The organism is Arthrobacter mobilis (assembly GCF_012395835.1).
Taxonomy (GTDB): domain Bacteria; phylum Actinomycetota; class Actinomycetes; order Actinomycetales; family Micrococcaceae; genus Crystallibacter; species Crystallibacter mobilis.
On record NZ_JAAZSQ010000012.1, the window covers coordinates 73075 to 93075 of the forward strand.

18 protein-coding genes and 2 tRNA genes are annotated in these 20001 nt (G+C 68.9%); 9 read left to right on the forward strand and 11 right to left on the reverse strand.

Going from position 1 to position 20001, the window contains the following annotated elements; all coding sequences use genetic code 11:
* The first annotated feature begins 145 nt into the window (after positions 1-145).
* The 3 genes from HGG74_RS13080 to HGG74_RS13085 all read left to right on the forward strand — a co-directional run bounded on the left by HGG74_RS13080 (position 146) and on the right by HGG74_RS13085 (position 465).
* Positions 146-219, forward strand: a tRNA-Ile gene (locus HGG74_RS13080).
* A 42-nt stretch (positions 220-261) separates the two neighbouring features.
* Complete coding sequence (locus HGG74_RS21290) at positions 262-378, forward strand: DLW-39 family protein (protein WP_312856840.1); 117 nt, start codon at positions 262-264, stop codon at positions 376-378.
* A gap of 14 nt (positions 379-392) precedes the next feature.
* A tRNA-Ala gene (locus HGG74_RS13085) sits at positions 393-465 on the forward strand.
* Positions 466-561: 96 nt separating this feature from the next.
* Here the strand turns inward: HGG74_RS13085 and HGG74_RS13090 are convergent.
* A complete protein-coding gene (locus HGG74_RS13090; protein WP_168486985.1) occupies positions 562-1059 on the reverse strand; it encodes a hypothetical protein in 498 nt (165 codons plus the stop codon).
* 187 nt (positions 1060-1246) lie between these two features.
* Here HGG74_RS13090 and HGG74_RS13095 point away from each other — a divergent pair, with 187 nt between their 5' ends.
* Positions 1247-2140, forward strand: coding sequence for a DMT family transporter (locus HGG74_RS13095; protein ID WP_168486986.1), 894 nt, complete (start codon positions 1247-1249; stop codon positions 2138-2140).
* Positions 2141-2147: 7 nt separating this feature from the next.
* Here the strand turns inward: HGG74_RS13095 and HGG74_RS13100 are convergent, their stop codons facing one another.
* On the reverse strand, positions 2148-2987 hold the full coding sequence (locus tag HGG74_RS13100; protein ID WP_168486987.1) for a glycosyltransferase family 2 protein: 840 nt from the start codon (positions 2985-2987) through the stop codon (positions 2148-2150).
* 121 nt (positions 2988-3108) lie between these two features.
* Positions 3109-4155 carry a hypothetical protein gene (locus tag HGG74_RS13105; RefSeq protein ID WP_168486989.1) on the reverse strand — a complete coding sequence of 349 codons (1047 nt, stop codon included), beginning with the start codon at positions 4153-4155 and terminating at the stop codon, positions 3109-3111.
* Between the two features lie 153 nt (positions 4156-4308).
* Between HGG74_RS13105 and HGG74_RS13110 the strand changes: the two genes are divergently transcribed.
* From HGG74_RS13110 to HGG74_RS13125, 4 genes are all read left to right on the forward strand, one after another.
* Positions 4309-4851, forward strand: a complete 543-nt coding sequence (locus HGG74_RS13110; protein WP_168486991.1) for a peptidylprolyl isomerase — start codon at positions 4309-4311, stop codon at positions 4849-4851.
* 62 nt (positions 4852-4913) lie between these two features.
* The gene (locus tag HGG74_RS13115) at positions 4914-5780 is read left to right on the forward strand and encodes a rhomboid family intramembrane serine protease (RefSeq protein WP_168486993.1); all 867 of its coding nucleotides are present in this window, start codon (positions 4914-4916) and stop codon (positions 5778-5780) included.
* Between the two features lie 978 nt (positions 5781-6758).
* On the forward strand, positions 6759-7943 hold the full coding sequence (locus HGG74_RS13120) for an NAD(P)-dependent malic enzyme (RefSeq protein WP_205761855.1): 1185 nt from the start codon (positions 6759-6761) through the stop codon (positions 7941-7943).
* 182 nt (positions 7944-8125) lie between these two features.
* Positions 8126-9208 carry a nitronate monooxygenase gene (locus tag HGG74_RS13125; RefSeq protein ID WP_168486996.1) on the forward strand — a complete coding sequence of 361 codons (1083 nt, stop codon included), beginning with the start codon at positions 8126-8128 and terminating at the stop codon, positions 9206-9208.
* On the opposite strand, the gene HGG74_RS13130 is transcribed toward HGG74_RS13125, so the two are convergent.
* Positions 9205-9456: a cell division protein CrgA gene (locus HGG74_RS13130; protein WP_168486998.1), complete on the reverse strand. Its 252-nt coding sequence runs from the start codon at positions 9454-9456 to the stop codon at positions 9205-9207. The genes HGG74_RS13125 and HGG74_RS13130 overlap by 4 nt on opposite strands.
* 233 nt (positions 9457-9689) lie before the next feature.
* Here HGG74_RS13130 and HGG74_RS13135 point away from each other — a divergent pair, with 233 nt between their 5' ends.
* Positions 9690-10334 (forward strand): aminodeoxychorismate/anthranilate synthase component II, encoded by a 645-nt coding sequence (locus HGG74_RS13135; RefSeq protein ID WP_168487000.1) that lies wholly within the window; start codon positions 9690-9692, stop codon positions 10332-10334.
* Positions 10335-10361: 27 nt separating this feature from the next.
* Here HGG74_RS13135 and pknB read toward each other — a convergent pair whose 3' ends face one another.
* From pknB to HGG74_RS13170, 7 genes are read right to left on the reverse strand one after another with little or no spacing between them, the layout of a single operon-like run.
* The gene (gene pknB / locus HGG74_RS13140) at positions 10362-12311 is read right to left on the reverse strand and encodes a Stk1 family PASTA domain-containing Ser/Thr kinase (protein ID WP_205761856.1); all 1950 of its coding nucleotides are present in this window, start codon (positions 12309-12311) and stop codon (positions 10362-10364) included.
* Positions 12312-12335: 24 nt separating this feature from the next.
* Entirely contained in the window at positions 12336-14186 is a 1851-nt protein-coding gene (locus tag HGG74_RS13145; RefSeq protein ID WP_168487004.1) for a protein kinase domain-containing protein, read from the reverse strand.
* A complete protein-coding gene (locus HGG74_RS13150) occupies positions 14183-15631 on the reverse strand; it encodes a peptidoglycan D,D-transpeptidase FtsI family protein (protein ID WP_168487006.1) in 1449 nt (482 codons plus the stop codon). The genes HGG74_RS13145 and HGG74_RS13150 overlap by 4 nt, the downstream gene beginning before the upstream one ends.
* Complete coding sequence (locus HGG74_RS13155) at positions 15628-17055, reverse strand: FtsW/RodA/SpoVE family cell cycle protein (RefSeq protein ID WP_168487008.1); 1428 nt, start codon at positions 17053-17055, stop codon at positions 15628-15630. The genes HGG74_RS13150 and HGG74_RS13155 overlap by 4 nt, the downstream gene beginning before the upstream one ends.
* Entirely contained in the window at positions 17048-18646 is a 1599-nt protein-coding gene (locus HGG74_RS13160) for a PP2C family protein-serine/threonine phosphatase (protein ID WP_168487010.1), read from the reverse strand. The genes HGG74_RS13155 and HGG74_RS13160 overlap by 8 nt, the downstream gene beginning before the upstream one ends.
* Positions 18647-18648: 2 nt before the next feature.
* Positions 18649-19131: an FHA domain-containing protein FhaB/FipA gene (locus tag HGG74_RS13165; RefSeq protein WP_168487012.1), complete on the reverse strand. Its 483-nt coding sequence runs from the start codon at positions 19129-19131 to the stop codon at positions 18649-18651.
* Positions 19128-19859, reverse strand: a complete 732-nt coding sequence (locus tag HGG74_RS13170) for an FHA domain-containing protein (RefSeq protein WP_168487014.1) — start codon at positions 19857-19859, stop codon at positions 19128-19130. Before HGG74_RS13170 ends, HGG74_RS13165 begins: the two co-directional genes overlap by 4 nt.
* Between the last annotated feature and the right edge of the window lie 142 nt (positions 19860-20001).

Consider the following 20001-nt stretch of genomic DNA (forward strand, 5'->3'; position numbering starts at 1 on the left):
GAAGGCCCCTCCTTCCGGGTGGAAGGAGGGGCCTTCCGCATCCGCTGCGGACCTGGCGCCGGCCCTTCCGGCAGGCCCGGGAGGCCCGATTTTGAAATGGGCGCCCGGGTGCTGTAGAGTCTTATCTCGGCCCGAACAGGGCAGAGGGCGTATAGCTCAGGCGGTTAGAGCGCTTCGCTGATAACGAAGAGGTCCCAGGTTCAAGTCCTGGTACGCCCACGGAATTCCTGCCGGACTTCCGCACCGTCCTAGGAGGACACCGTGAAGAAGCTGATCTTTCTGGCAGCTGCGATGGCCGGGGCGGCCATCGTCAAAAAGTGGCAGGAATCCGAAGCGGAGAAATCCGCCTGGAGCAAGGAGACCGACAAGGTCGACTAGCTCCGGCTATCCCCGGGGGCATGGCGCAATTGGTAGCGCACCTGCTTTGCAAGCAGGGGGTTAGGGGTTCGAGTCCCCTTGCCTCCACCGGAACAGAGGGTCCGGTCCAGACATGGACCGGACCGTCTGCTTTTAACCCGCCTAGCCTGGACGCAGGCCCTGCCTGCTGCCGCGTTCCGGTCCTCAGGCCGGCGGCAGCGGATAGAACCATTCCCGGTCCGTACCGTCCGGGTCGCGCCAAGTCACGGTTACGGTGGCATCCGTGGTGGAGCGCTCCGGGGCGGCGGTAAAGGACAGCGACTCCCCCGGCGCCACCGTGCGCGGCTTTGCCGGCGTGGTCCCCGGCAGGCTCGCCGGCAGCCGGATGAAGACGTCCTGCGCGGCCGCCGTGCCCGTGTTGGTCAGCTCGTAAGCGCCCGCCCGCGGGACCAGCTGCCAGGCCGCCGCCCCTGGCGGACGGAACAGTACTGCCTGCCGGGAGCCGGCGGCGCTGTCCGCGAGGCGTTCCAGGGCCGAAATGACGCGCTGGGCGTTGTAGTCGCTGACCCGGCCAGCGGCTTCGGCCCGCTGGGCGCTGGCCGCCGCGTTCCGGCCCTGCCGGCGGCTTTCGGCAATGCTCAGGACCGCGCTGACAATGATGCCGGCCGCCGCTACGTAGACGCCCAGGATCTCCGCCTCCATTCCGGACCCCCGTTCCGTTCCGCCCGTGACCGATGCTACCGCCGGGCAGGGACCGCGGCCACCGGGCCGTCCGGGGTCCCCGTTCCGGGCTGGCGGGGCGGGGAGCCGGCGAACGTTAGCTAGCGCCCAGCCGCCTCCCGCCCCTCGCTTCGCCCGCTGCGGGGCCCTCGGCGTCTAGGCTGGGTGGGTGATTGTCCTGCTCGCCACTGCCGGAGTGATCGGCATTTCCGCCTCCGGCCCGATCATGGCGGTCACCGCCGCCCCCGCCCTGGCCATTGCCTTCTGGCGCAATTTCCTCGGCGGCCTGGCCATGGGGGTGCCGGCGCTGGTCTCCCGGGGCGGCGAACTGCGCCGCCTGACGGCACCGGACCTGGCCTGGACCGCCGTGGCCGCCGCGGCGCTGGCCCTGCATTTCGCCTGCTTCATTACCGCGCTGCAGCTGACCTCCGTGGCCGCGGCGACCGCCCTGGTCTGCCTGCAGTCGGCCTGGATCGCGGTGGCGAACCGGCTGCGCGGGATCCGGACCGCTCGTGTCGTACTCGCAGGACTGGGCGTGGCCCTGGGCGGTGTGGTGCTGATCTCCGGCTTCGACCTGCAGCTCTCCCCCGCCGCCTTGGCCGGGGACATCCTGGCGCTGCTGGGCGGCGCCCTGGCAGCCCTGTACACCCTGGCCGGCGGGCGGGTACGCCGGAACCTGTCCACCCAGAGCTATACCGGCCTGTGCTACGGGATGTGTGCCCTCCTGCTGCTGGTGCTCTGCCTGGTCTTCGGACAGCCGCTGGCCGGCTTTCCCGGCGAAGCCTGGCTCGGCATCCTGGGGGTGACGCTGGCGGCCCAGCTCGTGGGGCATACCGCCTTCAACCACCTGCTGGCGGTCATCAGCCCGATGGTGGTCTCGATGATCATCCTGCTGGAAATCCCGGGGGCCGCGCTGCTGGCGGCCCTGTTCCTGGGCGAAAGCCTGCCGTGGGGAACATACCTGGGCCTGGCCCTGATCCTGGCCGGGCTCGCCGTCGTCATCCTGTTCCAGAACCGCCGCCGCAACGGCGGCCCGCCGGAAGCCGAGCTGGGCGCGGACTGACCGGCAGTCAGATGCCGCCGCGCCTGACCACCTGCCGGGTGCGCACCTGGTGCACCTTCCGCAGCACCTTGGCCGGATAGTAGACACCCATAAAGATCAGCATCGGCACGCGCAGCACGCGCCGGTGGATCTTGTGGTTCTTGTAGGTCCGCTCGAAGCGGGTGACGTAGTACCGGTAGTCCTTCGGCGAGTCCTCCAGCCGGCGCGCGGACATGCCGCTGATCATGCCGGGAATGTAGAGGATCTTCAGGCCATGGTCGGCCAGGTGCACGGAGACATCGATGTCCTCGTGCATCTCGTCCGCTTCGTCACGGCAGACCTCGGTGCGGATGGTTTCCCAGGCGTCCTTGCGGATGGCCATGTTGGAACCGAACAGGAAGTGGTACTGCTTCTTGGCCAGCTTCAGTACGAAACGGCGCATGCGGTCGTCGGCCCGCAGGCCGAAGCGGCGCAGGGGCATGTCATAGTAGAGCACCGGACCGGTGGCGGCCATGACCTCCGGATCCGCGAAGCCGCGCTGGACCTGCTCCACCCAGTCCGGCTCCAGCAGGGAATCGGCATCGATCCGGCCGAGCACGTCCCCGCTGGCGTGGTCCAGGCCGTGGTTGCGGGTGGGGATCAGGCCCTGTTCCTTGTCCTGGGAGAGCAGGATGAGCGGCACGTCCGGGTACTCTTCCTGCATGAGGCGGACCAGCTCGGCAGTCCGGTCCTTGGACATGTTGTCCACCACGATGATTTCCTTGGCCGGCACGGACTGGTACAGGGCGGCGAGGATGCACTGCCGGATGACCGGTTCTTCGTTGTAGGCAGGGATGACAATGGAGACGCTGGGCAAGGCTGGTGGCACGGCTTCAATCTAACAGCTGGGCCGGGCGGCGCCGTCAGCGGGGCAGGACGGTTAAGTTAACGGAGCGAGGGGCCCGCTTCCGCGGGCCCCTCGGCCGGATGCTGACAGACGCGCCCTGTCCTTAGCCTGCGTCGTCGGCCTTGCGCGAGTTCTTCCGGGTCGCTGGCTTCTCCGTCTCCGTATCTTCGACGGCGGGCCCGCCCACTGCCGCCTCGGTCCCGGCCGCGTCCGCCGTGGCCGAGGTCCCGGTGGTGTCCCCGGCCAGGTGCTTGCCCGTGCCGGTGCCGCCGGCCGCTTCGGGGACGGGGGTGGTAGTGGCGGCTTCAGCGGCTGCCACCCCAGCGGCCTCTGCCTCCGGGGTTGCCCCGACCACCGGAACAGCGCCCGTGGGCGCGGTGGTGGATTCCGGGGCCGCCGGCTGCTGGACCGGGGTCTTCCACGGGTCTTCGACCGGACGCGAGGCACGCCAGGCGGCCACCCCGGCGGCCACCGCGGCACCGACGACGCCGGCGATCAGCCAGCCCTTGCCCTTGCCGGACTTTTGGGCTTCCTGCTGCTGGGCCAGGGCCGCTTCGGCCACGGCCTTGCGGGCCTTGCGGCCGGCATGCTTGGAGGCTTCTGCCGCCTCGGCGGCTGCCTGCGCCGCAGCCTTGCGGGCCTTGCGGCCGGCATGCTTGGAGGCTTCTGCCGCCCCGGCGGCTGCCTGCGCGGCGGCTTCGGCAGCCGCGGCCCGCTCCAGGCTGCGGGAGACGTTCTCGGCAGTGGCACCCAGCTTGCTGGAGAAGGTCGGGATGTATTCGCCGACCAGCTTTTCCTTGGCGGTGTACAGGGCCGGCGTGGCGCGGTCCAGGGTGCCTTGGAGCCGCGGGGTGGCTTCGTCCACAAGATGGGCGATCTTCGGCGCCATCTTTTCCAGCTCCAGCTGGATCTTCGGGGTGACGGTGGAGACGCCCAGGGACAGTTCGTGGGCCGCCTTCCGGATGGCCTCCTGGATGCGCGGAGAGGCCGCGCCGACGCCCTTCTCGATCTTCGGAGCCGCCCAGTGCCGGGCCGCTTCCACCTTGGGTCCGGCCCAGTCCACCACAGAATCGACCTTCGGTACTGTCCAGCCCCTGCCAGTAGTCAGCGTGTCCTCCAGTTCGCGGGTCAGACGTTCGTTTTTCTTCACAACTACCTCCCGTGGATGGCAACAGTCCAGCCTTAGCCTACTTTGCAGGCTAGGCCGCTGCTACGGGGGCACAGGAATATCCGCGATTTTCACTGAGCGCGGAACCGCAGCCTGCTGGCGTTTTCGTCGCAGCTGCGTGGAACAATGGGTGCCATGACTGCAATTCCCACCGCCAAAGCAACCATCCACACCAACCAGGGCGACATCGTCGTCAACCTGTTCGGCAACCATGCCCCCAAGACCGTGAAGAACTTCGTGGGGCTGGCCACCGGCGAGATCACCTGGAAGCACCCCGGAACCGGCGAAGAGACCAACGCGCCGCTCTACAACGGCGTCATTTTCCACCGCATCATCAAGGACTTCATGATCCAGGGCGGCGATCCGCTCGGCCAGGGTACCGGCGGGCCGGGCTACCAGTTCGACGACGAGATCAACCCGGACCTGGATTTCAACGAGCCGTACAAGCTGGCCATGGCCAATGCCGGAACCCGCGGCGGACGCGGCACCAACGGCTCGCAGTTCTTCATCACCACGGTGCCCACCACCTGGCTGCAGGGCAAGCACACCATCTTCGGCGAGGTGGCCGACGAAGCCTCCCGCGCCGTCGTCGACAAGCTCAATTCCGTCGCCACGGACATGCGGGACAAGCCGCTCGAGGACGTGGTCATCCAGAGCATCAGCGTCGAGCAGCTCTAGCAACCATCCGAATCCCCGCCCGGATATCCGGGCGGGGATCTGTCTATCCACAGGAGGACCCGATGTCGTTCGGCGCGCCGGCAGAGCCCCCGCACACCGAGGTTCCCGTATGCCCGCGGCACCCGGACCGCGTCTCCTACGTCCGCTGCCAGCGCTGCGGCAGGCCGGCCTGCCCGGAATGCCAGCGCAGCGCCGCCGTCGGCATGCAGTGCGTGGACTGCGTCAACGAACTGGCCCGCAACGTGAAGGTGCCGCGGACGGTGTTCGGCGGCGTCGCCGTCGGCCAGCCCGTGGTGACCGTCGGCATCATCGTCGCCTGCGTGGTGGTGTACGTCCTGCAGTGGGTGGTTCCGGCCGTCGCTGACTACATGGTCTACGCCCCCGCGTTCACCGCGCAGCTGCCCGGGATCCCCTTCGAGCCGTGGCGGATGATCACCGCCGGCTTCCTGCATTCGCAGGGTTTCCTGCTGCACATCGTGTTCAACATGTACGCGCTGTGGATCTTCGGCCAGACGCTCGAGCCGCTGCTGGGCAGGGCACGGTTCATTGCCTTGTACCTGCTGGCCGTCTGGGGAGGATCGGTGGCCGTGCTGCTGCTGGGCCAGTGGAACCAGGGGGTGGTCGGCGCCTCCGGCGGGGTGTTCGGGCTGTTCGCGACCCTGTTCATCATCCAGCTGCAGCGCAAGCAGGACGTGCGCGGCATCCTGGTCCTGATCGCCATCAACGCGCTGATCAGCCTGATGCCCGGAGTGTCCTGGCAGGCCCATCTGGGCGGGCTCGTGGTGGGCGCGCTGGCGGCGGCGGCCATTGTCTATGCGCCGCGCGGCCGGTCCCAGCGGACGCTGCAGTGGGCGGGGCTGGGCGGCATCGCGGTGCTGCTGGCCGTGCTGACCTGGATCGGCGCCACGCTGGTGACCGTCACGGCCTAGCTTGCGCACGGCCGGTTGCGTCCAGGCCCGGGGCCGGCTGCAACGGCGCCGGAACCATCGCTGCCGGCCTGCCTCTCCCCAGCCAGCGTCCGCTTGCCCCGGGCGCTGTCCCCTGCCGGCCCCGCCGCGGAACGGTCCGCCGCAGGGCCGCGCCAAACCACGCATGTCGTTATTTAAGCGTTTCATCAAAGGCCCGACGGGCCTTTTTCACATTAAACCGGCCGTTGTCCACAGCCCTTATGCACAGTGTGGGTAACCTGCGAAGAAGTCACTTTCCCTGCTTCCGAGCCAGCCGTAGGGATTTCCGCTATTCTCCCCGGCCCGGGGCACACAGTTATCCACCCCTGTGGATAACTGTGTGCACAAATGTGGACCTGGGGATTTTCACAGTTTCCCTCCATGACGCTGCCCGTAGCCGCAATTTCCCCGCTGACCTGCGGTTCCTGTGCCTGTGCCGGGCTGCTTTTTCGCTGCTGCGGACCCTCTCCGGACTCCTGCGGACGGCAGGAACAGAAGATTTCCACAAGCGTTATGCACAGGGTGGATAACTTACAGCTGTGTAGTTCCGACGCCGCGGCCCGCCAGCGGCGGGATTCCGGGAGCTGGGGCGCTGGAAAGGTCAGGGTTGTGCACACCTGTGGATAACTCTGTGAACATCTGTGAATGGCGTGGATCCCTCCATCCCGGGAGCACAAGAGGGGCGAAATATTACCCTGCGGCCGGGACACATGCCTGCGGCGGCGTCGGCAGATCCGGTAATCTTGGGAATCCAGTGCCCGGCTCGACCAGCCGGGAACGTCAGACGGTCGCCAGCTGACCATGCGGCGGTCGAGCAGGCGCGACTCTGTGTATCAACCGCTCCCACAGCCGGGCAGTACAGATTGCAGACGGCCCGGACGGGGGCGAAAGCTCCGGACGGCCCTGCCCCGCGACCCATCTGTTCCCCCCGACCGCCGGACGTTGAAACGAGGAAATGCATTGACTGCAGAAGCTGCGAACTCCACCCGCATTGAGCTGACCGACGAGGAAATCTTCGCCGCCCATGAGGGCGGCAAGCTCGCCATCGGGCTGACCGCGCCGCTGGATGATAAGCGGGACCTGTCCATCGCCTATACCCCCGGGGTGGCCCAGGTCTCCCGGGCGATCAACACGGACCCGGAGCTGGCCCGCCAGTACACCTGGGCCTCGCGCCTGGTGGCCGTGGTCTCGGACGGCACCGCGGTGCTGGGGCTGGGCAACATCGGCGCGGCCGCGTCGCTGCCGGTGATGGAAGGCAAGGCGGCTTTGTTCAAGAAGTTCGGCGGCCTGGATTCGATTCCGCTGGTGCTGGAGACCACCGATGTGGACGAGATCATCGAGACGCTGGTGCGTCTGCGCTCCAGCTTCGGCGCGGTCAACCTCGAGGACATCTCCGCCCCGCGCTGCTTCGAGCTCGAGGCGCGCCTGATCGAGGCGCTGGACATGCCGGTGATGCACGATGACCAGCACGGCACCGCCGTGGTCGTCCTGGCCGCCCTCACCAACGCCGCCCGGGTCGTGGGCCGGGAGCTGGGTTCGCTGAAGGTGGTCATCTCCGGGGCGGGGGCGGCCGGCATCGCCGTGGCCGAGATCCTGCTGGCCGCCGGCGTGACCGATGTGATCCTGCTCGATTCCCGCGGCATCATCGACAGGAACCGGCCCGGCCTGACCGGGATCAAGTCCGCCTACGCCGCGCGCACCAATCCGCGCGGCGTCACCGGCGGTACCGCCCAGGCCCTGGACGGGGCGGATGTGTTCATCGGGGTCTCCTCCGGCACCATTCCGGAGCAGATGCTGGAGAAGATGTCCGAGGACGCGGTGATCTTCGCCCTGTCCAACCCGGATCCGGAAATCCACCCGGACATCGCCCACCGGTACGCCAAGGTGGTCGCCACCGGCCGGTCGGACTTCCCCAACCAGATCAACAACGTGCTGGCCTTCCCCGGCATCTTCCGCGGCGCCCTGGACGCCGGGGCCAAGCGGATCACCCCGGCCATGAAGGTCGCCGCGGCCGAGGCCATCGCCGCCATCGCCGCCGAGGACGGGCTGGCCCCGGACCACATCATCCCCAGCCCGCTGGACGGGCGCGTCGCCCCGGCCGTGGCCGCGGCCGTCATGGCCGCCGCCCGGTCCGACGCCAAGTAGCAGCACGAACCGGGCCGTTCCGCCGCGGCGGAACGGCCCGGTTCCCTGGCGGCCCGCCGACGGCACGACGGCGGTAGCCGTCCTTCGGTTGCCGGGGCCGGTTGTCGCCGCAGACCATCATCTACTGGACGCCTTCTGCCGGAGAACAGCATCTACTGACCAATGTGCGGAAGAGGGGCAGGGTGTTTTCGCTTCGGGATCTTACTGCTGCAGTCATCGGCGCGCCGATGGCCGGCGGACCGTCGACGCCGGCCCTGGCCGCCGCGGTCAGCAATGCCGGCGGACTCGGGTCGCTTGCCGCCGCCTACCGCCGCCCCGAGGATCTGGCCGCCGACATTGACCGCACCCGTGCCCTGACGGACCGGCCGTTCGCGGTCAACCTCTTTGTCCATGCCGCCGTCAACGCCGCCGCGCCGTCAGCGGCGGAGGGCCCCGGGCCTGAGGCCCGCATGGCCGACCGGGCGGCGGCCGTGGAGCGCTACCGCGCCGCGCTGGAACCCGAGGCCGCCCGTTACGGGATCCGGCTGCCGGCCACGGACCCGGCAGACACGGACGGCTGGGACGCCAAACTGGAGCTTGTGCTGGACCTGGGCGTGCCCGTGGTGTCCTTTATGTTCGGCATCCCGCCAGCCGACGTCGTCGCGGAACTGCACCGGCGCGGCACCGCCGTCGTCCTGACCGCCACCGACGAGGCCGAGGCGGCCGCCGCCCAGGCCCACGGGGCGGACCTGCTCTGTGTCCAGGGACCGCTGGCCGGCGGCCACCGCGGCACCCACGAGGTGGAGAAGGTCCCGGACATACGCAACCTGCCGGAACTGCTCACCGCGGTACGCCGGGTGGCGAACCTGCCGCTGATCGCCGCCGGCGGGATCACCGGGCCCGGTCAGGCGGCCGAGGCCTTTGCCGCCGGGGCCGCCGCCATCCAGGTTGGCACGGCCCTGCTGCGCACCCCCGAATCGGGCGCGGCCCCCGAGCACCAGGACAGCCTGGCCGACGGGCGCTACCCGGAAACGACGGTGACCCGCGCCTTCAGCGGCCGGCTGGCGCGCGGGCTGAGGAACGGCTTCATCGACCGGTACGACGCCCTGGCCCCGGCGGCCTTCCCGGAAGTGAACCAGCTGACCAAGCCGCTGCGGGCCCGTGCGGCCGCCGCGCACGACGCCGACGGGCTGGCCCTGTGGGCCGGGGCGAACTTTGCCGACGCCCGGCAGGAGCCGGCCGGCGACGTCGTCCGCCGGCTGGCCGCCGCCGTCACCAGTCCTTAGGAACGCCAGCGGGTGGTCATCAGGAAGCCGACGATGGCGATGCCGAACCCGATCATGATGTTCCAGGAGCCGGCGGCCGGCAGCGGCCAGAGACCCTGCGTGATGTAGAAAATGATGATCCACAGCAGCCCCACGATCATCAGGCCGAACATGACCGGCTTGAACCAGACCGGATTCGGCTTGTACTCCTTGGCTGCCGCCTCCTGCGGCCGGCGCTCGATCTTCTTGCGCGGCTTCGATTCGGGCACGGATCCTCCTTGCACGGGGACATTTCTCTCCCCGCCAGTCTATCCGCCGAGGGCCCCGCGCAGAGCCTGCGAGGTGCGGGGGCGGATGGACGCTACGGGAGGGACGTGTGTGTCTCCCTGCGCGCCTCCATTTGCCCGGACCGGCCGCGGCACCGATCATTGATTAAGGCACTGACTGCCGAGGCAGTCACAGCCCAGTCCGTCCCCTCCCCGATTGGTGCCACCGACAAGCCATGAGCGACTCCATCCGTATCCTCGTCGTCGACAACTATGACAGCTTCGTCTACACGCTGGTGGGCTACCTGCAGCAGCTGGGTGCCGAGACCACCGTGGTACGCAACGACGACGTCACGCTGGCCGAGGCGGTCGAGCTCGCGTCCGCCCGCGACGGCGTGCTCATCTCCCCCGGCCCGGGCAATCCGGGCGAGGCAGGCGTCTGCATCGAGCTGATCCGGTGGTGCGGCGAGCAGGACAAGCCGATGCTGGGGGTCTGCCTGGGCCACCAGGCCCTGGCCGAGGCGTACGGCGGCACCGTCACCCACGCCCCGGAGCTGATGCACGGCAAGACCTCCCAGGTGAGCCATCACGGGGAAAAGGTCTTCGCCGGCGTGCCGAACCCCTTCACCGCCACCCGCTACCACTCGCTGGCCGCGGTGCGCGAGTCCATCCCCTCGGAGCTGGAGATCACCGCCGAGACTGCTGGCGGCGTGATCATGGGTCTGCAGCACCGGTCGGCGCCGCTGTGGGGCGTGCAGTTCCACCCCGAGTCGGTGCTGACCGAGGGCGGCTACCTGATGCTGGGCAACTGGCTCGAGAGCCTTGGGATGGCCGGCGCTGCCGCGCGCGCCGCGCAGCTGAGCCCCCTGATCACCAGGTAACCTGCCCTCGGCGCCGGCTGTCCGCGGTCAGTCGTCGCCGTCGCGGCCGCGGCCCTCGCCGCCCTCGTCATCATTGCCATTGCCATTGCCGCCGCCGTTGCCGTTTCCGTTGTCCGAGGGCGGGTCGGAGGGTTCGGGCTCCTGCGGCTCGACCGAGACGGCGATGGTGATCAGGGTGCCCTGCTCCACGTCGCTGCCGGCGGGATGGCTCTGCGCGGTCACCGTGCCGGGCTCCACCACGGAGTTCTCCACCGGCTGGACCTGGTAGGGCAGGTCCACGGCCGGATCCTCCAGCAGCTTGATTGCCTCCTGCTCGGACTTCTCCAGCAGCTGCGGCACGGTGACCTGCCCGGTGGAAATCATCAGGTCGACCGTGGAACCGGCCCGCACCCGCTCGCCGGGGGCAGGGTCCAGGGACACGACGCCGCCGCGGGGCGTCTTCGCGCTGTTGGCCTCCTTGGATGAGCCGGGCACCAGGCCGAGTTCCCGCAGCCGGTCGCGCACTTCCCCCTCGGTCCGGCCGGTCAGGTCCTTGGGGATGGTGATGAATTCCCGGCCCTGGGAGATGTAGATGCGCACTTCGCTGTCCACGGGGGCCTGCTCGCCCGTGTCCGGGTCGGTGCGGATCGCCAGGCCGGCGTCGACGTCGTCGCTGTACTCCTGCAGGATCCTCGGCCGCAGGTCTGCATTGAAGATGACATTCGCGGCCTCGGTCTGGTCCATGCCGGCCACAGCCGGGACGGCCACCAGCTCCGGCCGGGCGTTTTCCTGGACCAGGTTGACCAGGAAGAAGGCGCCCGCGCCGAGGACCAGCAGCAGGGCGACCATCAGCGTCACGATCCAGGCGCGCCGCCGGGTGCGTCGGGCGGCGTCGGGGTCCTCGTCGTGGCGGAAGTCGGGATCCTCCTGCAGGTCCTCGGGGTCGAAGTCCTGGCCGTGGTCCGGGTCGTCCACTCCCCCGCCGGACTCGTCGTCGTAATCCTCGGCCGGATCCTGTTCCGGTGCGGAGCGGTACGGACGGGAAGCGGCCAGCACCGCCGGACCAGCGGCGGTGAGCTGGGAGGTGGCGGGCGACTGGGTGGGCAGCGCCTGGGTTGTGCCGGCGTCCTCGTCGGCGAGCGGAATCCCGGCGCCGGCGGCACGCAGCGCAGCGCTGAAGGAGGCCGCGTCCTGGAACCGGTCCGCCTTGTCCTTCTGCAGGGCACGCGCCAGCACCGAATCCAGGGCCGGGCTCACGTCGGGATTGTGCCGGCTGGGCGGTTCGGGCAGCTCGCGGACGTGCTGGTAGGCCACCGACACGGGGCTGTCGCCCACGAACGGGGGCCTGCCGGCCAGCATTTCATACAGCAGGCAGCCGGCCGAATAAAGGTCGCTGCGCGCGTCCACGGCCTCGCCGCGGGCCTGCTCCGGGGAAAGGTACTGGGCGGTGCCCAGAATCGCCTGGGTCTGGGTCATGGTCGCTGCCGAGTCGGCCAGCGCCCGGGCAATCCCGAAGTCCATAACCTTGACGTCCCCGCGGGGGGTGACCATGACATTGGCGGGCTTGATGTCGCGGTGGACAATGCCCGACCGGTGGCTGTACTCGAGCGCGGACAGCACCCCGAGTGCGTAGTCGACCGCCTGGTCGCAGGTAAGGTCCCCGGCCTTGATCAGCTCGCGCAGCGTGCGGCCGCTGACGTACTCCATGACAATGAAGGGCGCGCTGACGTGGTAGCCGCCGGGAACCTCATATTCGCCCGTATCGTAGACGGCCACGATCGCCGGGTGGTTCAGCCCCGCGACGGCCTGGGCTTCGCGCCGGAAGCGCGACTGGAACATCGGGTCCCGGGCCAGGTCGGGACGCAGCTGCTTGATCGCCACGGACCGGCCGAGCCGGATGTCGCGTCCGAGGTACACATCGGCCATGCCGCCGCGGCCAATGAGTTCACCTACTTCATAGCGCCCGTTGAGAATCTGCGGCGAGTTCACAGGCTGCATTCCTTCCACGCTGTCGGTGCCCGCTTAACCGTCGCGGGGCGGGTTCTGCCCGTTGTCTTCGGTGGGGTCATCGGTTGGTGTCCGGTCCGCCGGGGGTGTGGTTTCTTCCTCTTCGGGCCCCGAAGAGACAACGTAGCCCACCCTGGCTCCTGCCTCGACCTCAGCGCCTTCGGCCGGCTCCAGCCGGATGACGGTGCCCGCGGGGGCGGAGCTGGGTTCCTCGCCGAGCTTGCGCGGCTGCAGGCCGGCATTGAACAGGGCAGCCTGCACGCTGCCTTCGTCCTGGCCGACTAGGCCGCCCGGAACCGTCACGGTCTCCAGTCCCCCGGAGTAGGTGACGGTAATGGTCGCGCCTGGTTGCACCTCGCCCTGGGGGCTGATGTCCAGCACCAGTCCCGCGTCGGCCTGGTGCTGCACCCGGTCCCCCTCCACCCGGAAGCCCAGAGCCTCCAGTTCGGCCTTCACGTCCTCGAACGGACGGCCCTGGTAGCTGGCGGCGACCAGCTGGACAGTCCGGGGCGTGCGCTCTTCTTCAACGGTGGTTTCGGTTTCCCTCGGGGTGGAGCGGGTGGTGGGTTCGCGCTCCGGGCTGCGGCTGGTCGTGCTGCGCGGCGCGGCCGACCGGGTGGCAGTTTCTTCGCCCCCGCCCGTGGTGGGCGTGAGCGTGGGCAGCAGCCAGGCACCCAGGACCGCGAACAGGATCAGCAGGACGAGCCCAGCCAGCGGCCACGTCCAGGGGCTGCGCCCGCGCCGCCGGGGCGGGGCAGCCGGCGGCGGGGGAGTTGCCGCGTCCGGGTCGTCGAGGTCGGTATCGCTCCAGGGGCGTTCGGCGGCCAGCGCCCGCGTGCCGTCGTCGTCCGCCGGGGGGTGCACCATCGGCAGCTGAGACGTACCCGGGCCCATGGACTGCGTGGCCGTGGCCGGGGCCCCGAAGACCTGGGTACGGTCTTCGTGCCCGACCGGAACGGCCTCGGTCACGGCCGTCATCGAACCGGTGGCGGCCGCGCCTCCACCGAGCAGGAGCATGCCGGGCACGGCGGCTTCGGCTGCCCGGACATTGCCGGCCCGGATCGCGTCCGCGGCTTCGGCCAGCTTCTCCGCGGTTGCCGGACGGTCGGCCGGATCCTTCGAGAGCATGGACATCACCAGGGCGCGCACCGGGTGCGGCAGGGACTCCGGCAGCGGCGGCGGCGTGTCATTGACCTGGGCCAGCGCGATGGCGATCTGCGACTCGCCGGAGAACGGCCGCGAGCCGGTGAGGCATTCGTAGGCAATGACGCCCAGCGAGTAGATGTCGCTCTGCCCCGTGGCCGTCTGCCCGGTAGCCTGCTCGGGGGCCAGGTACTGGGCGGTGCCCATGACCTGCCCGGTGGCGGTCAGCGGCACCTGGTCGGCCAGCCGGGCAATGCCGAAGTCAGTGATCTTGACCCGGCCTTCGGGCGTGATCAGCAGGTTCCCGGGTTTGACGTCGCGGTGGACCAGCCCCTGCTCGTGGGCAATCTGCAGCGCCCGGGCGGTCTGCGAGATCAGCGACAGCGTGCGGTCCGGGGAGAGCACCCGCTCACGCTCGATGATCGCCGAGAGCGGCTGGCCCGGGACCAGTTCCATGACCAGGTAGGCCGAGCCGGCCTCCTCGCCGTAGTCGAAGACATTGGCAATGCCGTTGTGGTTCAGCAGCGCGGTGTGGCGGGCTTCGGCACGGAACCGTTGCAGGAAGCCCGGATCGCCGGTGTATTCCTCCTTGAGGATCTTGATGGCGATGATGCGGCCCAGCACCTGGTCGGTGGCCTTCCAGACCTCGCCCATGCCGCCGATGGCGATACGTTCGGTGAGCTGGTACCTGCCGCCAAATGTGATACCTGACGTAGGTCTCACTTGTTTAACACCGCCTCTAGGAGTTGCTTAGCGTTCGGACTGGTCAATTGGGAACCGGTTTGGAGTTCGACGTCCTGAATGACGATGGAAACCACGGCCTGCGGATCGTCCGCCGGCGCGAAGCCGGTGAACCACGAGTTGTTGCCGGCGCTGCCGGCCAGCAGCTCGGCGGTTCCGGTCTTGCCCGCAACCTGCACGCCCGGGATCGCCGCCCGGTTGGCAATGCCGCGGTCCACGGCATTGACCATCCACTCGGTAATCTGCCGGGCATGCTCGGCCGAGAGCGACTGCTCCAGCTCCTCCGGCTCCGGGCTCTGGAGTACGCGCAGGTCCGGGGCCCGGACGGTGCTGACCAGGTTCGGCTTCATCAGCTTGCCCTCGTTGGCGATGGCGCTGGTGAGCATGGCCACCTGCAGCGGGGTAACGCGCACGTCGTACTGGCCGATGGCGGCCTGGGCCAGCAGGTCGTCGCTCATGCCGCTGGGGAACTGGCTGGCGGTCACGTTGACCGGAATGCTGTACGACTGGCCGAAGCCGAACTTGCGGGCCTGCTCGGCGATCGCGTCCTCGCCCAGCTTCCAGGCAATCTGCGCGAAGGGAGTGTTGCAGGACTGCTCCAGGGCGAAGGAGAAATCGGCCTTGGTCCGGGCCGCGCAGCCGCCGTTGACGTAGTTTGGCAGCGTGACGTTGGTGCCCGGCAGTTCGATTTCGGCCGGGTTGTTCAGCACGCTGTCCGCGTCATACTCGCCGGACTCCAGGGCTGCGGCGGTCATCACCAGCTTGAAGACCGAGCCCGGTGCCAGCAGGGACTCGGTGGCCGGATTCAGGAACGGGGAGAGTCCGGGCACTTCCTCCAGTTCGGCCATATTGGCCACGACCTTCTCGGAGTTGTGCCCGGCCAGCTTGTTCGGGTCGAAGCTGGGCTTGGAGACCATGGCCAGGATGTTGCCGGTCCTGGGGTCCATCACCACGATCGAGCCCTTGACGCCCTCAGGCAGCAGGTCCCAGGCCAACTGCTGCAGCTCGGGGTCGATGGTCAGCTCCACGGAGGCGCCTTCGACCTGGGTGCCGGAGAAGAGCCTGAGGATCCGGTCGTAGAGCAGCTCGTTGCCGCTGCCGGACAGCTGGTCGTTCATTGCCGATTCGAGCTGGGTGGCGCCGTAGACCAGCGAGTAGAAACCGGTCAGCGGCGCGTACAGCTGGGGGTCGTTGTAGACGCGCTGGAACGCAAACCCGTCGTTGGACGGCACGGATTCGGCGATCGGGTCCCCGCCTGCCAGGATCGCGCCGCGGTTGATGTCGAAGTCCTTGAACAGCGTCCGGCTGTTCCAGTTGTTGGCATTGAGGTTGTCCGCTTCGAAGAACTGCACCACGGTCAGCGAGCCGAACAGCAGCGCGAACATGGCCACGGCCACCATCCAGGTATTGCGGATTGCCTGGTTCATCGTTGCTCCGCCTCTCCCGCTCCGGCCGTCATCCGCTCCTGCTCACTGTTCCTGCGCCGTCCCGGCCGTCCGGACGGGCGCGCGCCGGCCAGGCCCGCTGCGGGAGCCGGGCGGCGGGCCGCGTCGGATATGAGCAGCAGCAGCGCCACGATCAGCCAGTTGGCCAGCAGCGAGGATCCGCCGGCGGCCATGAACGGCGTCGTCAGGCCGGTGAGCGGAATCAGCCGGGTGACGCCGCCGATCACCACGAAGCACTGCAGCGCCAGGGTGAAGGACAGGCCGGTGGCCAGCAGCTTGCCGAAGGCGTCCCGGGTCCCCAGGGCGGTGCGGATGCCGCGGCTGATCAGCAGCAGGTAGAGCATGACGATGGCGGAGACTCCGATCAGGCCCAGCTCCTCGCCGAGCGCGGCGATGATCATGTCGCTGTTGGCGAAGGTGACCAGGTCCGGCCGGCCCTGTCCGAGGCCGGTGCCGGTGAGCCCGCCGCTGGCCAGGCCGAAGAGGCCCTGGACAATCTGGTGGCTGCCGCCGGGGGCGTTGTAGACCTCCGGGTCGAAGGCGTTCAGCCAGCCGTCGATCCGGGCGGTCACGTGCGGGAACAGCTGGAAGGCCACGAAGCCGCCAAAGGCGATCATCAGCAACCCGATCAGCACCCAGCTGATCCTGCTGGTGGCCACGTAGATCATGGCCATGAACAGCCCGAAGAAGAGGATGGCCGAGCCCAGGTCCCGCTGGAAAATCAGCACGCCGATGCTGACCAGCCAGGCCGCCAGCATCGGGCCCATGTCCTTCCAGCGCGGCAGCTGCAGCGGACCGATCTTTTTGCCCGCCAACAGGATCAGGTCGCGGTTGGTCGATAGATACCCGGCGAAGAATATAGCCAGGGTGATCTTGGCGATCTCGCCCGGCTGGAAGGTGGCAAAGCCGAGATTGACCCAGATCCGTGCCCCGTTCAGCTCCATGCCGACCCCCGGCAGCAGCGGCAGGACCAGCAGCAGGGCGCTGAGGATGAGCGAGATGTAGGTGAACCGGCGCAGGACACGGTGGTCTTTCAGCAGCATGATCAGGGCGATCGCGACGACGGCGGCAATCGCCGTCCACATCAGCTGGCGGGCGGCGGCGGTGGTGGGCGGGTCCATGGCCACGTCCAGGCGCTGGATCATGGCCAGCCCCAGACCGTTGAGCGCAATGACGATCGGAAGCATTACCGGGTCGGCATACTTGGCCCGGAGGCGCAGTGCCACGTGCACCGCCACGGCAATTACGGACAGCGTGATGGTCTGCACGTAGAAGTCCCCGCCCAGTCCCTGGTCCTGGTCCAGGCCGGCCAGGGCGTTGGCGCCGATGCCGACGGCAAGGGCCAGGACCAGCAGCAGCAATTCGGCGTTGCGGCGCGGCTTGGGGGTTGTCAGGACGTCACTCATTGGACCCACCTAGGCATTCGGGCGGAAGGGCAGGGTCGGGCTGTCCGGTGGCAGCGGGCACGCTGCCGGTGGCAGTGGCTGTCGGTGCGGCGCTGGTCGTGGGTGTGGCCGTGGGCTTGGCGGTGGGTGTGGCCGTCGGGGTTGCCGCCGCCGTGCCGCCGGCCGCGGCGGTGCCGCTGGCGGTCGCGGGTGTGCCGGGCACCGGGGCCGGCGGGCAGATTTGGCTGGAGATGCGCAGTTCCTCCACGATCTGTTCGGCGTGGCCCAGGTCGCGCGCGGCGACCCCGGACTGCAGGCGTTGTTGGGTGTAGGCGGGCAGGTTCTGCAGCGGGATGTTGTACACCGTGTCCACGTGGGAGAGCTGGATCGGCCCGAGGTTCTGGGAGACACCGTTGAAGATGGCAACCCGTCCGTCCACCTGGCTGACGTAGTACTGGGTCTGGGTCCACAGATAGCCGAACCACATCACCGCCGCCAGCAGCAGCGCGATCGTGGACAGGAACGCCGGAATGAGCCAGCGGCGGCGGCGCGGAGCCGCTTCCTGCTCCGCCGCTGTTTCATCCGGCTCCTGGTCCGGGGCCCGGTGGGTGAGCAGCGCGGCGGCGCGGCGCTCGTTGGAGCGCTTGGCCACGATAGGAATCTGGCCGGTTTCGGTGGCCAACGCTGCCGCGCCCACGAGCACGTGCGGCCGGAGGGCCAGGTCGCTGCGGATCGCGGCGGCGCGGAACTGGTCGCCGTCGCCGGAACCGGCAGGAACCGGATCGGAGGCCGGATCATCGACGGTGGACATGGTGGCGGCAGCCGGGGCGGATGCCGAGGCTGCCGCAGGGGCGGCCGCCAGCCCGACGGGGGCGGTGACCGGCTCGGTCCCGGATTCGGCCACCTCGACGGCGACCACCGTGACGTTGTCCGGGGCACCGCCGTCGAGGGTCAGTTGGACCAGCTTGTCCACGACGTCCTGCAGGCTGCCGGCGCTGCGCAGCACCTGGCCGATGACATGGTCCGGCACGACGGCGTCCAGGCCGTCCGAGCAGAGCAGCCAGCGTTCCCCCGCCTCGGCTGGATGCGTGGCCAGATCCAGTTCAGGACTGGCATCGACGTCGCCGAGCACCCGCATCAGCACGTTGCGGTGGGGGTGGACGGCAGCTTCTTCCGGACGCAGGCGGCCCTCGTCGATCAGCCGCTGCACGAACGTATGGTCCTTGCTGACCTGCTCGAAGACCCCGTTCTTCAGCCGGTAGGCCCGGGAGTCGCCGATATGCGCGAATTCCAGGACGTTGTCGTGCAGCAGCAGGGCCGTGACGGTGGTGCCCATACCGGCGAGCATGGGGCTGGTCTTGACCAGGTCCGAAAGGATGGAATTGGCCGCCTGGATCTCGTCGGCCAGGACATTGGCAGGATCCTCATGGCCCACCCGGTCCAGATGGACCAGATCCAGCACCGTGGAAGCGGATGCGACGTCGCCGCCGGCATGGCCCCCCATCCCGTCCGCGACCACGGCGAGGTACGTGCCCGCGTACGCCGAGTCATCGTTTTTGGAACGTGCCTTGCCGACATCCGACCGCGCCGCGTAGCGCAGGATCAATGCCATCCCTACGGCCTCAATTCAATGACCGTCTTGCCGATCCTGATGGGCACGCCGGGCTCCACCGGCAGGGCGCGGGTCAACTGGGTGTCCCCCAGGTAGGTTCCGTTGGTAGAGCCCAGGTCCTCGATGAACCAGCGGCTGCCCTGCGGAAACAGGCGGGCATGGCGGCCCGAGGCATAGTCGTCCTCGAGCACAAGCGTGGCCTCCTGGGCCCGGCCCAGCAGGATCGGGCTGGCCGCGAGGTCCAGGCTGGTGCCGGCCAGCGGACCTTCGAGCACCACCAGCTTGCGGGCGTGCACCCGCGGCGCCGGCGCCTGCTCGGCCGCCAGTTCCGGATGCTTGCGCACCTGCCGGGCGCTCGGGGCTCCCGTCTTGCTCCGGGCGCCGATCACCAGATCCCGCCGCATGGCGGTGACAACGCCCAGGATCATGATCCACAGCAGGATCAGGAAGCCGAAGCGCAGGGCGGTGACTACCAGGTCGCTCATCCGTGTCCGCCGTTCCCCGAGGGCATGAGGCGGAACGTGATCCGGGTGCGTCCCATCGTGATCACCGAACCATCCTGGAGTTCTTCCTGTCCTTCGACCCGTTGCCCGTTGACGTAGCTGCCGTTCGTGGAGCCGAGGTCCACCGCGGTGGTGACGCCGTCGGCGGTGCGGATTTCCAGGTGCCGGCGGGAGACGCCCGGGTCCTCGATCAGGATGTCCGCCTCGGAGGAGCGGCCCAGAATGATCGACGGGGCGTTGAGCGAATAGCGCTGGCCCTCGATTTCGAGCACCGGGGTCAGTTGGACCGGCTGGCGGCCCGGTGCCGCCGGGTGCTGGGGCCGCGGGGCCGGCGCGCCGGACTTCTCCACGGCGGAATCCATCTCGAATTCGCCAGCCTTCAGTTCCCGTTCCCGCACAAAGGACACGCGCACGGGCCCCTGGAGGGTGTATTTCTGGCTGTTGACGTGCCGGATCGCCACGTCGCAGAGTTCCTCGGCCAGGGTGGGCCCCCACTGCTCGGCCAGGGCATAGTCGGACTCGCTCAGCCGGACCGTGAAGACATTGGGGGCCAAGGTGCGTCCCTGGTCCAAGGTGATGGACCGGGTGTCCAATTCGCGCCGCAGGCGGCTGGCGATCTCGACCGGCTGCACCTGCCCCTTGCCGCCGGCGGAGAAGGCGCTGCGGACCATTTTCTCAATACCGCGCTCAACGTTATCCAACAGGCCCACCGGCTGCCTCCTCTCCTCGGCCCTTGCATCACGGTACGTGCATAGACACGCGTCCCTGGGACTTAAGTCTTTATCGATACTACTTGGGGGACCTCCCAAAGGCCCTAATCGAAAACGCATCCGATGAGGGGAAAGTTGCCGA

Excerpts from the sequence above, each read along its gene's own strand:
- HGG74_RS13090 (WP_168486985.1), bottom strand. The coding sequence starts at position 1,059 with ATGGAGGCGGAGATCCTGGGCGTCTACGTAGCGGCGGCCGGCATCATT.
- HGG74_RS13110 (WP_168486991.1), top strand. The coding sequence starts at position 4,309 with ATGACTGCAATTCCCACCGCCAAAGCAACCATCCACACCAACCAGGGC.
- HGG74_RS13115 (WP_168486993.1), top strand. The coding sequence starts at position 4,914 with ATGTCGTTCGGCGCGCCGGCAGAGCCCCCGCACACCGAGGTTCCCGTA.
- HGG74_RS13135 (WP_168487000.1), top strand. The coding sequence starts at position 9,690 with ATGAGCGACTCCATCCGTATCCTCGTCGTCGACAACTATGACAGCTTC.
- pknB (WP_205761856.1), bottom strand. The coding sequence starts at position 12,311 with ATGCAGCCTGTGAACTCGCCGCAGATTCTCAACGGGCGCTATGAAGTA.
- HGG74_RS13150 (WP_168487006.1), bottom strand. The coding sequence starts at position 15,631 with ATGAACCAGGCAATCCGCAATACCTGGATGGTGGCCGTGGCCATGTTC.
- HGG74_RS13155 (WP_168487008.1), bottom strand. The coding sequence starts at position 17,055 with ATGAGTGACGTCCTGACAACCCCCAAGCCGCGCCGCAACGCCGAATTG.
- HGG74_RS13160 (WP_168487010.1), bottom strand. The coding sequence starts at position 18,646 with ATGGCATTGATCCTGCGCTACGCGGCGCGGTCGGATGTCGGCAAGGCA.
- HGG74_RS13165 (WP_168487012.1), bottom strand. The coding sequence starts at position 19,131 with ATGAGCGACCTGGTAGTCACCGCCCTGCGCTTCGGCTTCCTGATCCTG.